At 69.9% G+C, this 14,250-nt stretch carries 11 protein-coding genes and 1 pseudogene; 6 read left to right on the top strand and 6 right to left on the bottom strand.

The window, feature by feature from the left end; translation table 11 throughout:
- Nucleotides 1-1,131 precede the first annotated feature (1,131 nt).
- Both ABD52_RS39235 and ABD52_RS20635 read left to right on the top strand, forming a co-directional pair.
- Nucleotides 1,132-1,503 (top strand): hypothetical protein, encoded by a 372-nt coding sequence (locus tag ABD52_RS39235; protein ID WP_152748290.1) that lies wholly within the window; start codon nucleotides 1,132-1,134, stop codon nucleotides 1,501-1,503.
- A gap of 109 nt (nucleotides 1,504-1,612) precedes the next feature.
- On the top strand, nucleotides 1,613-2,179 hold the full coding sequence (locus ABD52_RS20635) for an NUDIX hydrolase (RefSeq protein WP_013283496.1): 567 nt from the start codon (nucleotides 1,613-1,615) through the stop codon (nucleotides 2,177-2,179).
- Here the strand turns inward: ABD52_RS20635 and ABD52_RS20630 are convergent, their stop codons facing one another.
- Nucleotides 2,180-3,601 carry a helix-turn-helix domain-containing protein gene (locus tag ABD52_RS20630; RefSeq protein WP_013283495.1) on the bottom strand — a complete coding sequence of 474 codons (1,422 nt, stop codon included), beginning with the start codon at nucleotides 3,599-3,601 and terminating at the stop codon, nucleotides 2,180-2,182. It abuts the gene before it with no gap.
- A 526-nt stretch (nucleotides 3,602-4,127) separates the two neighbouring features.
- Between ABD52_RS20630 and ABD52_RS41705 the strand changes: the two are divergent.
- The 3 genes and pseudogenes from ABD52_RS41705 to ABD52_RS20610 form a co-directional block, all read left to right on the top strand.
- Nucleotides 4,128-4,430, top strand: a pseudogene (locus ABD52_RS41705) (hypothetical protein); the annotation flags it as partial.
- Between the two features lie 320 nt (nucleotides 4,431-4,750).
- Complete coding sequence (locus ABD52_RS20615; protein ID WP_047892885.1) at nucleotides 4,751-5,488, top strand: bifunctional 2-polyprenyl-6-hydroxyphenol methylase/3-demethylubiquinol 3-O-methyltransferase UbiG; 738 nt, start codon at nucleotides 4,751-4,753, stop codon at nucleotides 5,486-5,488.
- Nucleotides 5,489-5,585: 97 nt separating this feature from the next.
- A complete protein-coding gene (locus tag ABD52_RS20610; RefSeq protein ID WP_013283490.1) occupies nucleotides 5,586-6,104 on the top strand; it encodes a cupin domain-containing protein in 519 nt (172 codons plus the stop codon).
- Between the two features lie 15 nt (nucleotides 6,105-6,119).
- Here ABD52_RS20610 and ABD52_RS20605 read toward each other — a convergent pair whose 3' ends face one another.
- From ABD52_RS20605 to ABD52_RS20595, 3 genes are all read right to left on the bottom strand, one after another.
- A complete protein-coding gene (locus tag ABD52_RS20605) occupies nucleotides 6,120-6,410 on the bottom strand; it encodes a hypothetical protein (protein ID WP_013283491.1) in 291 nt (96 codons plus the stop codon).
- A 144-nt stretch (nucleotides 6,411-6,554) separates the two neighbouring features.
- Nucleotides 6,555-8,021: an endo-1,4-beta-xylanase gene (locus ABD52_RS20600; protein WP_047892884.1), complete on the bottom strand. Its 1,467-nt coding sequence runs from the start codon at nucleotides 8,019-8,021 to the stop codon at nucleotides 6,555-6,557.
- Nucleotides 8,022-8,311: 290 nt separating this feature from the next.
- Nucleotides 8,312-8,740: a helix-turn-helix domain-containing protein gene (locus ABD52_RS20595; protein ID WP_013283488.1), complete on the bottom strand. Its 429-nt coding sequence runs from the start codon at nucleotides 8,738-8,740 to the stop codon at nucleotides 8,312-8,314.
- A 118-nt stretch (nucleotides 8,741-8,858) separates the two neighbouring features.
- On the opposite strand from ABD52_RS20595, the gene ABD52_RS20590 reads away from it, so the two are divergent.
- On the top strand, nucleotides 8,859-9,773 hold the full coding sequence (locus ABD52_RS20590; protein WP_047892883.1) for an NADP-dependent oxidoreductase: 915 nt from the start codon (nucleotides 8,859-8,861) through the stop codon (nucleotides 9,771-9,773).
- Here the strand turns inward: ABD52_RS20590 and ABD52_RS20585 are convergent, their stop codons facing one another.
- Nucleotides 9,774-13,877 carry a trypsin-like peptidase domain-containing protein gene (locus ABD52_RS20585; RefSeq protein ID WP_053065436.1) on the bottom strand — a complete coding sequence of 1,368 codons (4,104 nt, stop codon included), beginning with the start codon at nucleotides 13,875-13,877 and terminating at the stop codon, nucleotides 9,774-9,776.
- A gap of 15 nt (nucleotides 13,878-13,892) precedes the next feature.
- Entirely contained in the window at nucleotides 13,893-14,222 is a 330-nt protein-coding gene (locus tag ABD52_RS20580; RefSeq protein ID WP_013283485.1) for a CU044_2847 family protein, read from the bottom strand.
- Nucleotides 14,223-14,250 lie beyond the last annotated feature (28 nt).

The raw sequence follows: 14,250 nt of genomic DNA, 5'->3' as shown, positions 1-14,250 counted from the left end.
ACGGACAGCTTCTGGAGGAACCCGACCCCGCGTCGGGCTACCACCACGCCCTGACGTCGATCGACCGACTGATCAAGATCAACAACCCGCCACGCGGCCTTGATCAACAGTTAGTGAAAGACCGAGGCTAAATCTTCACCGATCTCCCGCCAAGTCGGTGTTGCTGGCAGTCCCCGCACACTTAGCAGTAGCCCCTCGGCCCCGCCACTTACCTCGGCGGCGATGTTCTCCTCAACCGCTGCTCGGATATCCGCCAAGGCTCGTAGCTTTGATCCTCCGCTGTCCCTGACCACACGATTGGCGAGCCTTTCGATGGCTACCCGTAGCGTCGTTCCCTCAACAGGACGGCCGGGATCAGGCCGGCTGTCTGGTCATCAACATATGTTGACGTGGCGTTGGTCAATCTAACAAACCCGCAGCTCAGACGCCCACGACACTAGCCTCGATGGTCAGTAGCGTTCGGCCGCATGACTAAGCCTGAGAGTGAAGCGCGCGGGTCGCAGGTCTTGCTCAGCCATCGTGCTGCATTGATCCTGGCGCTCGGAGTGTGCTGTGGACTTGCCGTCGGTGCACTGACTTCCCTAGCAGGTGGGCCTGTGCCAGCGGCGGTGATCGCTGCCCTGTTCGCGGCCGGTAGTAGCACCGTTGGCCTCAACAGCTTAATCGGGCCGCGAAAGGCCTTGTGGCCAGGCACGACTCGGGTACGTGAGAGCACCAGACGATGACCGTTGACACCACCCAGCACCGCCAACCCGGCTCCCCACGACGGGGGTTGAGGTCGGAACCAGGGCACGGACGGTAGGCGATGGACTTCCAAGATCGTCGGGCACAAGCCGGGCACGACTGACGCCGACAAGGGCTGTCAACCGCTGCAAGGAAACGAGAATCCCCGTGCAGGTCAGGACACCGATGCGCCCGATCTGAGTTGATCCACAGAACGCCGGAGGGGTTCAGGGTTCGAGTCCCTGGCGGCCCACTCTCCCACAGGTCAGTGGCCCCGACTGGGGTCGCTGTTGCCATTATCGGGGCGGTACCGCAGCGAAGTGCAGCAGTGGACCAACCGCCAGCCCGACCTCCGTGTCGGGGATGCTCTCCGAAGCGGCAGCGGGCCGAACAGCTAGAGGGTGGGCGATGACGGACGGACCTCTCGTACGCAATTCACGGTTGCTCGGCCTGTTCGTCGAGATCGTTCGAGGGCCCGAAGGGACTCTGCGGGCAGTCGAGACCGCCGGCCGTGGCATCACGGCAGAGGCACGCTGCACACTGACCGTGGTCACAGACAAGATGGCCACCGACTCCGGCAACCCGGCCGAGGCGCGTCAGAGAAGCCTCGCCTGCGCCGACCGACTCGTCGAACTTGGTGCCATCGAAGATGACCTGAGCGAGTTGTGGTCCCGACGCCGGGGAGGCGATCTTGATGAGGCCGCGTTTGAGGCAAGCCTCCTGCGAATAGTCATTCGCCTGGAAGCGTGGCCTCAATCCTGGCCGTGCCTGTCAGCCTGATGAGCAGGGTTCGTACATCCGGCGCGGAGGAAGCGGCGGTCGGGACCGAGTCGAGTCGTCGGGGCACCGCTCGACAGCGTTCCGGCGCCACCGGTCGGATACTGGCCGAGTGACGGACGAAGTGGCTGGCAGGTCGACGCGGTGGACGATTCATGGTGAGCGGGTCGTGGACGGCAGCCGGCGCTCCCGGTTGAGCATCGCGGACGTGGAGCTTCCGGACGGGGTTCGCTTCGAGCAGTACGTGATCCGGGCACCCCGATCGGCCATGGTTGCCGTGCTCGACGGCCAGGAGCGCCTGCTTCTGATGCGACGGCACCGGTTTGTCTTCGACCGGTGGGTGTGGGAGCTGCCCGGCGGCTACGTCGACGAGGGCGAGGATCCGGCGAAGTGCGCGGTCCGGGAGGTCGAGGAGGAGACCGGGTGGCGTCCCGAGGCAGTCGAGCCGTTGCTGTCGTTTCAGCCGTGGGTGGCGACCGCGGACGCCGAAAACTTGCTGTTCCTTGCCCGGGAGGCGGAGCACATCGGCGCCCCCGTGGACGTCAACGAGACCGAGCGGGTGGCTTGGATTCCGCTGGGGGAGGCGCGACGACTCGTCTCCGAGGGAGAGATCGTTGGTGCCGGCACGGTGATCGCCGTGTTGGAACTGGTGGCGCGCAGGGCTAGGGGTGAGCTGTAGTCAGCGCCGTTGGCCGAGTGCCGCGTCGACCCGGGTGATGAACTGCCGTACTGCTGGCTTGCGGCGGTGAGGTGTCAGACCGGTTTGCAGGTCGCGCACGTAACGGACGGCACGGGCCGACCGTAGCTGTGTGGTCAGGGTGAGGGCTTCCGTGCCGATGGCGCTGGCACGTTCCGGCTCGCCGTGGCGAGCGTGGACGCTGGCCAGCAGGGCGAGGTTGAACGCCTTCCCGCGTACGTAGCGCTCGTCCATCTTCAGGGAGCGAGCCGCGAAGCGTTCAGCTCGACGGTGTTGGCCGAGCGCGTGAAAGCAATGGCCGAACTTGGCCGACAGGTACGCCTCGTCGAAGTAGCCGAGCCATTGCGGGTCGCTGCTGCGGTCCGCGCGGTCCAGGGCTTGCTCTGCTTGGTGAAGCGCGGCGGCGCAGTCACGTTCGTGGAGGGCGACAGCGTGAGCGTGGGCTTCCATGACCAGCGCTTCGGCAGTCAGGACGGTGAGACCGGCGCGCTGTGCCGTTTGCCGGGCGGCGCGGGCGAGGTCGATGCCCGTGGCGGCGTGCCCGAGGTAGGTGGCCTGGTGGCTCATCGCGGCGAGGATCTCGGCGCCCAGCCCGGCGTCGCCGGCCGTTCTGGCCAGGTCCAGGGCCTGAGTGAGGTAGCGCTGCGCGAGGCCGTGTTCGGCCATGTCGTACGCCTGCCAACCGGCGAGTTGGGCCAGTTCGGCAACGGCGATGAGCAGTCTGCGTCCGGTCGCCGGGTCGTACCGGCCCTCGATGACCAGGGGTGTGACCTCGTGGTGCAGAAAGCGGGTGACGTTGTCGCGCGCGTGCCCGCCGCCGTACTGGTTGTCGAGTCGCCGATAGGTGGCGGTCATCTGGCGGATGGTGTCGATGTCGGGTTGACCGACTGCCCGTCGCCCCTCCTGGTCGACGGGCTGCGCCGTGGTGGCGGTGAACCAGCGTAGGGCGGGCAGGGTGTATGCCGTGGAGCTGAACACTGTCTGGCGAAGCATGTCTCGACGGTTCACATCGCCTTCCCATAGCTGCGCGGCCGCCCGGACGTCCTCGCGCCAGGACCGGTTGGCCGGCACGTCACTGTGCCGACCGCGGGAGTGATCCGCCATGGCCGGGCGATATGACCGCGGGCGGGGCGCGAGGCCCAGGGTCATCCGGGCGTCGTCGGGCATGCCACAACCGGTGGCGATCCGTTCCAGCACGTCGATCGAGGTCACCCGTCGGCCGGCGATGATGCGGCTGACGTAGCCCTGCTCAAGGCCGACGGCCGCACCTATGCGGGTTTGGCTTGCACCCGTGTGCCGGGCGAGCAGCCGGAACAGTGCGCCTATGTCACGGCTCGCCAAGGCGGTGTGCACGTCCTCTCGCGACCAGAGGTCATCAGGTATCCGGAGATTCCCTAGCAGCACAACGGCTCCCAGCGTTGTCGGGCGACTACCCAAGGTGCTCAGCCCGGAGCCTACGGTCGGCGCACCAGCAGGTCGAATGTGCTCATGTCACCGTGACATGACCTCTCGACATGGTCGCCGAAGCTCAGTCAACGGAACCGTGTCCGGCATGGACTTCGATGCCGACGACCCGAATGGCGTGCCGGAATGGGACGCCGTCTCCGGCCCTGAGCGGGCAGGCTCGTGACGACGCGTGGCCACCTGGACCAGTTCTTCCGGTGGCTGCTCCGGCAACCCAAGCCCCAACCACCGCCCCGGAGAGGGCAGCAGTACCAGGACGCCGAGTACGTGGCGGCTCGCCAGCGGTTACTCGACCACGCAGCGCAGCTACGGCGATCCCAGGACGACCGAGGGCCGGCGCCGGACGTCCCGACGAAGCAGCGGTGAGCCGGATGGCCATCGGCGGGCGCGGCCGGATGCCTCCGAGCAGGCGGCACGTCTCGTACGAGGAGTACCTGATCGCGACGGCCCTCACTTTCGCCCGGAGGCATCGGCCGGTCTGGTGCTGGCGCAAATGGCGGCGGATCTGCCGCTGCGGAGCCGACCTGCCGTGTTGTGCCCGGCACCGAATTCCCATCAATCGTGGCCACTGGCCGGGAGAGGACCCGCAGTGAAGGACGACCAGGAGCAGGCGATCCTGGCCGTGCATGTCCGAGGCTTCGACGGCATGTGCACCGGCTGCCGCGCCTGGTGGTCGCGGCTGACTCCGTACCCGTGCTGGCAGGTTGAGTGGGCGACCAGCCGGCAGGCACGGACGATCACCGCTCGTTTCCTGGATGGTGTGCGGTGACCACCCACGGTCCGGTGATGCCGGTATGGAGCTGTGGCGGCTGCGACCTGCCCTGGCCTTGCCCTACGCGGAAGCAGGAGCTACGCGCGGAGTTCGCCGGCGCGCCGGTGTCGCTGGCGCTCTACCTCGGCTCCTACCTCATCCAGGCCACCGAGGACATGCCGTGGACGCCGGCCGGGATGCTGCACCGGCGCTTTCTCGGTTGGACGAGAGAAGCCGACCAACCGATGCCAGCAGCACGGCAGCGGCCACCGTCGGCGGAGATCACATCGAGAGCGGTGCCCCCACGCTAACGCTCGTTAGGGTTAGTGTCAGCGACCATGGTGAATACGACTCGCAATCTTGGCCTGGGGCACGGCAGCGCGTTCGGCGAGCGTGGGGTGGCGAAGCGGCTGGGCACATTGAGCCGGCACACATCGCTGACCGGCCGACGATTACTGGAGATCGGCTGCGGGGACGGCACGTACACGATGCGGCTGGTCGGCGCGTTCGAGCAGATCGAGGCCGTGGACATCCAGCAGGATCGGTTGGCGCTGTTCCGGGAGCGGCTGGCCGACTATCCGGCGGCGGCCCAGAAGATCAACGTGCGGGAGTTGTCCGCTACCGAGCTGGACTACCCGGACGAGAGCTTCGACCTGGTCACCGCCATCGAGGTGGTGGAGCACATCGACGACCTCGATGCCGCCCTGCGGCAGGTCCGTCGCGTGCTCGTTCCCGGCGGCTGCTTCGCCCTGACGACGCCCAACCGGTGGTTCCCGTTCGAGACTCATGGGTTCCTGATCCGCGGGAAGCGGTACCGGCCCGCGCGGGGTCCGTTCCTGCCGTGGATCGTGCCGCTGCACCGGCGGCTGGCAGATGCCCGTTGCTTCACCGCCCGCGGCTTGTCCGCGCAGCTCCGGCGGGCCGGGCTGGAGCCGGTAGCGGTGGACTACATCATGCCGCCGTTCGACCGGTCCGGCTTCGGGCGTCGTATCCGGCCGGTGACCGACGCGGTCGAGCGATCGCCGTTGAAGTTCTTCGGCATGGCCCTGGCAGTGGTCGCCCGCCGACCGGCGTGACGGTCCACCAGGACACCCAGGTTTAGCGGCTTTCCGGATGGCTATGAGGGGTATCGATCCGCAGACCCATGAGCAGACCCGCGAGCGAGGAGAGCCGATGGCCAGCGTTGCGATCCCGTCCGACGATCCGACCCGTACCCTCGTCCACGCCCGTCCCGACGACCCCGCCCTCACGCACCTCGCCATCGCGGGCGGCACCTACACGATCCTGGTCACCGGCGAGCAGACGGCCGGCCGGTACTGCCTGATCGACATGCGCGTTCCGCCCGGCGGTGGACCGCCTCCGCACCGGCACGACTTCGAGGAGATGTTCACGGTGCTCGACGGGGCGGTGGAGTTCACGTTCCGGGGCGAGCAGACCGTCGCGCGGGCCGGGGAGACAATCAACATTCCGGCGAACGCGCCGCACTTCTTCCGTAACTCCTTCGACCAGCCCGCGCGGCTGCTGTGCATGTGCACGCCAGCCGGGCAGGACGAGTATTTCCTGCGCGTGGGCGACCGGGTGGACGGTCCCACCTCGCCGCCGCCGGCTCTCACCGACGAGGAGCAGGCCGAGCGCCGGAACCGGGCCGCCGCGCTGGCCGCCGAGTACCGCTCGGAGTTGCTTGTCCCTTGACCCGGCGGGCACGAGTCAGGCGTGCCGGGCGGCGATCTCTCGCAGGCCTTCGTGGAACGTGACCATCTCGGTGTCGCTCTGGTCGATGGTCCGCAGGCGGCGGGTCACGCCCTCAACGAGCGCTGCCGCGATTCGCTCGGCTCGATCCGGTTCCATGCCCGGCAGCCTCAGCAGGCCCATCGCCCGGGCGGGCCACAAATGTAGCTCCAGGTCGTCGTCCTGGAGCATCCCGGCCGGCACCGACTCGATGATGTTCGCGTAGACGCGACCCTGGATGTACCACTCCCGGTCGGCGTCGAAGACCACGATGACTATTGCCGTCTCCGCTCCCCCGTGCGCCCGGCCGCCTCACACACTCCGATCCAGCCTAGTGCTCAGAGACGCGACGAGCGGGCCCGGTGTTCGCGTCCACACCGGGCCCGCCCGTCGCGCGCCTTCCGTACGAGGAGGTCAGCTCGTCGCGACGAGCTGGAACCGCTGGTTGGCCTGGCCGTTGCAGTCGTAGATCTGCACCTGCTGGCCGTTGCCGGTGCCCCAGACGTCGAGGCAGCGGCCGGACTGGACTCCGGTGATGGTGCCGTTGGAGTTGACGTTCCACTGCTGGTTCGTCTGCCCGTTGCAGCTGTAGATCTGGACGGCCGAGCCGTTACCGGATCCGGCGGCGTCCAGGCACATCGAGCCGTACACGGTCAGTTGCCGGCTGGAGGTGTAGGTCCACCGCTGGTTGGTCTGGCCGTGGCAGTCGTAGAGCTGCACCCGGGTGCCGTTGCTCTGCGAGGAGTTCGGTACGTCGATGCACCGGCCGGACTGGTTGCCGACGATCCGGCTGGCGCCGCTGGTCGGCGGCGGCGTGGTCGGTCCGGCGGTCGGGGTCACGGTCGGCGTCACGGTCGGGGTGGGGTTGGGCGTCGCGGCGTTTAGGGCGTTGAGGACCGAGTTGTACGCGGCCTTCTTGTTGCCGCTGCCGTCGAAGAGCAGCGGGTTCTCGTTGGAGCGCCACGAGTCGCTGTCGCGGACGCCCCACACGGTGATGCCGATGCAGCGCGGCACGTTCAGGCACGCCTGGGTCAGTCCGGCGTACTGGCTGGTGGACGAGTTGGTGACGTCGACCTCGGTCAGCGCCACGTCGACGCCGAGCGCGGCGAAGCTCGACAGCGTGGTCTGGAAGTTGCCCGGCAGCGAGCTGCCGCCGGTGAAGTGCGTCTGCAACCCCACGCAGTCGATCGGCACACCACGGGACTTGAAGTCCCGGATCATGTTGTAGACGCCCTGCGTCTTGCCGTACGACCAGTTCTCGATGTTGTAGTCGTTGTAGCAGAGCTTCACCGACGGATCCGCCGCCCGAGCGGTACGGAACGCCACCTCGATCCAGTCGTTACCGGTGCCCTGCAGGTTGCTCTGGCGGCGGCTGCCGTCCTCGTTGAACGCCTCGTTCACCACGTCCCACGCGGCGAGCTTGCCCCGGTAGTGGGCCATCACGCCGTTGATGTGGTTGATCATGGCGGTGCGCAGCGAGCTGCCGCTCAGGCGCTGCATCCAGGCCGGCTGCTGGGCGTGCCACGCCAGCGTGTGGCCGCGGACCTGGAGGCCACGCTGAGTCGCCCAGTTGTAGATCTGGTCGCCGGAGGAGAAGTTGAACTGGCCCTGGTTGGGCTGGAGCGCGTCCGGCTTCATCTCGTTCTCGGCCGTGATCATGTTGAACTCACGGGCCGCGATGGTGCTGTAGGTGGAGTCGCCCAGCCGGCTCGCCGCGATGGCGGTGCCGAAGTACCGGCCCGACTGTGCCGCGGCGGCGCCGAGCGTGCTCGCCGCCGCCTGGGCCAGGCTGGGCACCACGAGCGCGGCACCGGCCAGTGCCAGCGCGCTGGTGACGGCGGCCAGCACCACCCGGTGACTGCGCCTCGGTAGATGTTTCATGACACTCCTCTGCATATCGGACGATGATGCGCTGGCGATGCCCGGCTGGACGCGGATGAGAGCCGGCGGTGCGCTCACTCCCCGCGTCAATGCCCTGAAACTTTTCGAAGATGTACCGGTAACTTCCCTGGGAAGATATCCGCGACGGCACGATCGGTCAATGTCGATGTCAACGCGAACATGGACTCAACCGGCTGATCAGCGCGGGAGTCCATGCATGGCTATGAGCGCGAAGCGCAACGAGAACCGGGACGCGGACCGAAAGTTTCGGAGAATCCCGGCCCGGCCGCTCAGCGATCGGCGGCGTCGTACCGCTCGCGGTTGGCGTGCACCTCGTCCATGTGCGCCTCGGCCCACAGCTTCATGCCGTACATCAGCCGGTGCAGCGACTGACCGAGGTCGGTCAGCTCGTAGGTGACTGTGACCGGCACGCTCGGCGTCACGGTGCGGGTGACCAGGCCGTCGCGTTCCAGGGACCGCAACGTCTGGGTGAGCATCTTCTGACTGACCCCGGCCAGCCGACGGGACAGCTCGGAGTAGCGCATGACCTGCGGCTCCGCGTTGCGGTCCGGGCCGTCGCGGCCGAGCGCGGCCAGGATCAGCGCCACCCACTTGTCGGAGATCCGGTCCAGGAGTTGCCGGCTCGGGCAGCCGGCGAGGAACGCGTCGTACTCCTCACGCGCCTGCGCCCGCTTCTCCGCCGCCGTCTGCGTCGGCATCGTCCGCACCTCCTCCTACCCGGGGGTACCCAACGCACTCCGAAGTGCGTACTTCCCGAAAGAAAGTTACCCCTCCATCGTGGAGCAGGGCATTCCTCAAGAACAAGGAGACACCATCATGGGTACGCGTACCTTCCGCGCCGCCGTCGTCCGCACTCCGGGCGGACCGGACACGATCGAGATCATCGACGTTCCGGAGCGCGAGCCGGGGCCCGGCGAGGTCCGGGTGGACGTCGCGGCGGCACCGGTCAACCCGGCCGACCTCGGGGTCGTCGGCGGTTTCTTCCACTCGCTGGGGCTCATCCACCAGCCGCACCACACCGGCCTGGGCTGGGACTTCGCCGGTGTCGTCGCCGCGGCCGGGCCCGGCGTCGACCTCGCCGTGGGCACCCGGGTCGCCGGGCTGGTCGGCGGGTTCGACCGCGACTTCGGCACGTACGCCGAGCAGCTCGTCGTAGCCGCGGCCGACGTCGCCGTCGTACCCGATGATCTGGATCTGGTGGCGGCGGCGACGGTGCCGCTCAACGGCCAGACCGCGGCGCAGATCGTCGACCTGCTCGGCGACCCGCCCGCCGACGGCCGGCTGCTCGTCACCGGCGCGGCCGGCGCGGTGGGCGGCTACGTCGTGCCGCTCGCCCGGGACCGGGGATGGCGGGTGACCGGCCTGGCGCGGGCCGGGGACGAGAAGTTCGTCCGCGGACTCGGGGCGGACTTCATCACGGCGGCCGAGCCGGGCTGGGACGCGGTCGCCGACGCCGCCGGATGGCAGGACCAGGGGCTCGCGCTGGTAGGCGACGGCGGCGTGTTCGTCGGCGTACGGCCGAACGCCCACCCGGCCGCCGAACGCGGTGTCACGGTGCGCGCGGTCGACGTGCGCCCCGACGGGGTACGCCTCGCCGACCTGCTCGCCCGCACCGCAGCCGGTGAGCTGCCGGCCCGGGTGCACGCGGTCCTGCCGCTGGACCGGGTGGCGGACGCGCATCGGGCGGTGGCCGAGGGCGGGGTACGCGGACGCTACGTGCTGCGCCCCTGATCAGCAGCGCACCGCCACCCGAGCGACCGCACGGTCTGCGGCCTCGGGTGGCACGTCGCTCCGGCCGCCGACGTCCAACGCCAGCAAGCCCTGGTCCAGGCCGACGAGCAACGTTCCGCCGACCGTGCAGCAGGTGAGCGCCGGGTGGTAGACGGGGATGGTATGCAACACCCGGCCGGTGGACGGATCCCAGATCCGTACCGTCCGGTCCCGGCTGGTCGAGGCGAGCAGATCCCGTCCGCCGACGCGCACCAGGCTCAGCCCGGTGACGGCAGCCGTGTGGCCGGTGAACACGCCCACGGGCTGGCCCCACTCGGCGTCCCACACACGGATCGTGTGGTCGGCGCTGGCCGACGCCAGCATCCGGCGACCCGCAACGACGAGCCCGCAGAGCGCGGTGACCGCGTCCTGGTGTCCCTGCCGGGTCCAGACCGGTGTGTCACCACCGCCCCACAGCATCACCGTGCCGCTCTTGTCGGCCGAGGCGAGCGCCTCCACACTGGGCCACCGGACCGTTGCGAGGGCGGTCACCCAGGCACGGGTGACGTGCCCGAGCAGGACCGCCCGCACGGTGCCGGTCTGCGGGTGCCAGAGCCGGATGGCCTGGTCGTCGCCGGCCGACGCGACGAGCGTCTCACCGCCGATGACGATCGGGCAGACCGCCGCCACCGGGGCGTGGTGCTCGATCATCGACCCCATCTGCGCGCCGTGCCGCACACTCCACGTCCCGACCGTGTTGTCGTCCTGCGCGGTGACGAGCAATGGCTCCTCGACGTCGGCGACCGCGCACATCGCGTTGACCGGCCCGCCGGGTGTCGGAATCTCCCGCAACCGCTCGCCGGTGGCGGCGTCCCAGACGCCCACGCGCCCGTCGGCGCCGCCGGAGGCGACGAGACCCGGCCGCTCGCCGGGGACCGCGCAGAGGCTGTGCACGGGCCCGAGCCGGTCCCGCTCGGCGACCGTGTCCGGTCGGCCGCCCGCCGGGTCCCACAGCCGCACCGTGCCGTCGTCACCCGCCGTCGCCAGCATCCGGTCCTTCGCCGTACGCAGCTCGCAGACCGCGCGGATCCAGCTCGCATGTCCCCGCAGGCTCGGCCGAATGGTCCAGGTCGAAACGTCCCAGATCCGGATGAGCCCGTCCTCACCTGTCGACACGAGCAGACAGCCCTCGTCGACCTCGACCGTGCAGAGATCCGTGACAGGCCCGCCGGTGGCGAGGATGTGGACGCATTCGCCGCTCTGCGGATCCCAGAGCCGGACCGTACCGTCGTAGCCGGCCGAGGCGAGCAACGTGCCGCCAGGCGCACGGACGGCGTAGAGGGTGGTCACCCAGCCGACGTGTCCGGTGAGAGTCAGCGCCGGGCGCGTGTCACATGTCGGCTCCCAGACCCGGACCACGCCGTCGAAACCGGTGGAGGCGAGCAGGTGCCGGCCGCCCGCCGGAACGTACGTCACAGCGGTCACCCAGCCCGAGTGGCCGGTCAACGCGTAGCGCTGCGTCCCGGTCGCCGGATCCCAGATCCGGACCGTCCGATCGTCGCCGGCCGAGGCGAGCAGGTCGCCGTCCGGCAACGGGATGACGCAGATGTTGCGGACCCAGTCGTCGTGCCCGCGCAGTTCGTGCCGGCGCTGACCGGTTCGCGGATCCCACAGGCCGACAGTCCCGTCGTGACTGGCGGTGGCGATCAGCGTCTCGCCGGCACCGGTGCGGACGGCGCACAACCCGCGGATCGTGTCGCCGTGACAGGTGAAGACCGCCACGGCCTGGTTGGTCAACGGATCCCAGAGCCGGACCGTGCCGTCGTCACCGGCGGAGGCGAGCAACCACCGATCGTCCAGCTCGACGGCTGCCACGTCATAGACGGCCTGCGAATGCCCGTCCAGCACACTGCGCTCCTGCCGGGGCGGGGTGTGCGCCCAGCGCGCGCGGTACGGCGCGGCGTCGGCCTCGATCCCGCTGCCCAGCCCGTCGAGTCGGTCGACCACCGAGAAGAGGGCGGCGCGTTCGGCCGGCGCCGCCGCGACCGCGAGCGGCGTGCGGTGCAGCAGCCGTACCCGTGATCGGGACAACGGTTCCAACGGTCTCTCCATGTCGACGACCGAGAGCAACCGCTCCAGGTGCGCGTGCAGGAGGTAGTCCTCGTCGGCGAGGAGCCGTTCCACGAGCCCGGCGCGGGAGGCGTGCTGCGGCAGGGAGCGCCGCAGGTAGTCGGGCACCGAGGCCCATCCCACCTCAGCCGCCAGGTCCGTCCAGGCCGCGACCAGCCGTCGCTGATCGTCCCGCCGCGATGCCCCGGCCAGTAACGCGTCGTTGAGGGCCTGGTGGAACAGGCGGTACGCGGGCTGGCTACCGCCGCCGGTCTCGACCAGGAAGTTCGCCGCCGACGTACGGGCGAACGCGAGGAGTTCATCCTCGGTGACCGTACCGCCGAGCGCGGTCACCGCGATCCGCCAGAGCGACAGCGGCAGGCCCGGCGTCTCGGCGTACGCCAGGGCGGTGAGGGCGAGCCGGGCGGAGGCCGAGCCGGCCGCCGGCAGCCCGGCCAGGTAGGAGTCGAGCGCATGGGCCACTGTCGCGGTGAACGACACCGAGGCCGGGTCGACCGGCTCGATGTCGCGCAGCGCGTGTGCCCGGGCGACGAGACCGGCCACCAGGAAGTTCCCCTTCGCCAGCCCGGCGATGCGGCGGGCCAGCGGGGCGGCCGCCGCCGGGTCGGTGTACGGATTGCCCGGCCGTTCCGCGCCCAGCAGCCGCAGGGTCGCCAGGGCGTAGTTCATCAGATCGGCCTCGGCGAAGTACTCGGGCGTGTCCAGATCCACCAGCTCGACCGGATCACCGAAGCAGGAGATCAGGTCACCCCGGTCGTCGCCGCGCCGGGTGCCGACGACCACCCGGACGCCGTACCGGCCGCACTCCCGGGCCAGCGGTAGCAGGATGTCGTCGATGACCTGCCGCGCCTGACCGGGGGCGGCCGTCTCGTCCAGCGCGTCGATGACGAGCGCGAAACGAGCCGGACGACGCGCCAGCCGGTCCCGCACCGCCGGCATCAGGTCAGCCGGCGCACCGGGCAGGTCGACGGCGGCGGCCCGTGCGATCTCGACCGCCACCTCGAGCGCGGTCTTGCCCTTGGCGTGCACGGCGCAGGACACCGAGCCGACAGTGGCCCGCACGGCGTTGTCGCCGCCCGGCAGGCCGGCCCGGATCTGCTGGTCGGCCGTGGTCACGACACGGCCCAGGACGGCGGACTTACCGACCCCGGGTGAGCCCGTGACGATCAGCGGCCGGGTGGCGGGCGCCTCCCCGTCGATGAAGTCGACGATCCGCCGGAGCGCGGCCGTACGACCCCGGAACCGCGCGCCACCCTCGGTGTCCACGGCGACGCCCCGCGCTCGGGGCAGCCAGTGCCGGCCGGCCTCACCGTCGGTGCTCAACGTCCACCCCCAGGCCGAGAGGGCGGCGTCGTCGGCGTCCTCGACCCGCCAGGCCGACAACGCGCCCAACGTCATCGCCGGCACCTGTTCGTCGGCGTGGTGCAGGGTCACCGCCTGACCCTTGCCCTTGCCGTCGGCCGTGACGACGACGCCGACCACCGCCTCGTACTCCGGGGACCACAGGGCGCCCCCGCTGAACCCCTTGCTGAGCGGCCCGGAGGCGCCGCTGTCGATGGTGACGTGGCCGTACCCGCCGGTCTCGACGACGGAACCGGTCGCCTGGAGGCCACCGACCACTCCCGTCGGGAAGCCGTACGCCCAGAAGGGACGGTCGAGCAGGGGCTCGGGGGCGAGGCAGCGCAGCCGCGCCGGGGTGACGGTCGCCGGCACCGGCTCGACGAGTTCGAGCACGACCAGATCGACGTACGCCTCCCGCATGCCGTCGTGCCGGCACTGCCGGACCTTGCGCCGATCGAAGTAGGCGACCTTGGGTGCGCGTGGAAAGGCGACCATGAGATCGGGGCGGAGGGTGCCGTCGGCGGCGAACGCCACGTGGTGGCAGGTGAGCACCAGGTTGGTGGCGATCACGATGCCGGTGCCGAGCGCCGTGTGCGGGTCCGCCTCGCGGTGCAGAGCAACCGCCCACGAGCTCTCGTCCGGGGCCGCTGTCACGGGCCGACCCGGCCGTCAGCGCCGTGGGCCGGCACCGCGATCGGTGGGGCCGTCCGGCTGCCAGGCGAGCGTGACCTCGAAGTTCGCCTCTCCGGTCGCCTTCGCCACCACCCAGCTCGCCGTGCCGGTGGCCTTGATCCCGAAGCGCACCTCCACCGCGTCTGGAGAAACGGTCTTGACCTGTTCCAGCAATTCCCGGGCGGCGGCGACCGCCGGCGCCGCGGATTCGCGTACCCAGCCGGCGACATCGCCGAAGCCGGCGGGCTGGAAACCGGGCGTCGGCTCGACTTCGATCAAGGCAACCGTTTCGTCATCGACCTGGTAGCGGACCACCTCAGACTGCACGGTCACCTCCGTGACGTATTTCAGGAGA

The sequence above is a fragment of the Micromonospora sp. RV43 genome (genome assembly GCF_001029515.1).
In the GTDB taxonomy this organism is placed as follows: domain Bacteria; phylum Actinomycetota; class Actinomycetes; order Mycobacteriales; family Micromonosporaceae; genus Micromonospora; species Micromonospora aurantiaca.
This window is presented reverse-complemented; position numbering and strand designations above follow the sequence as displayed.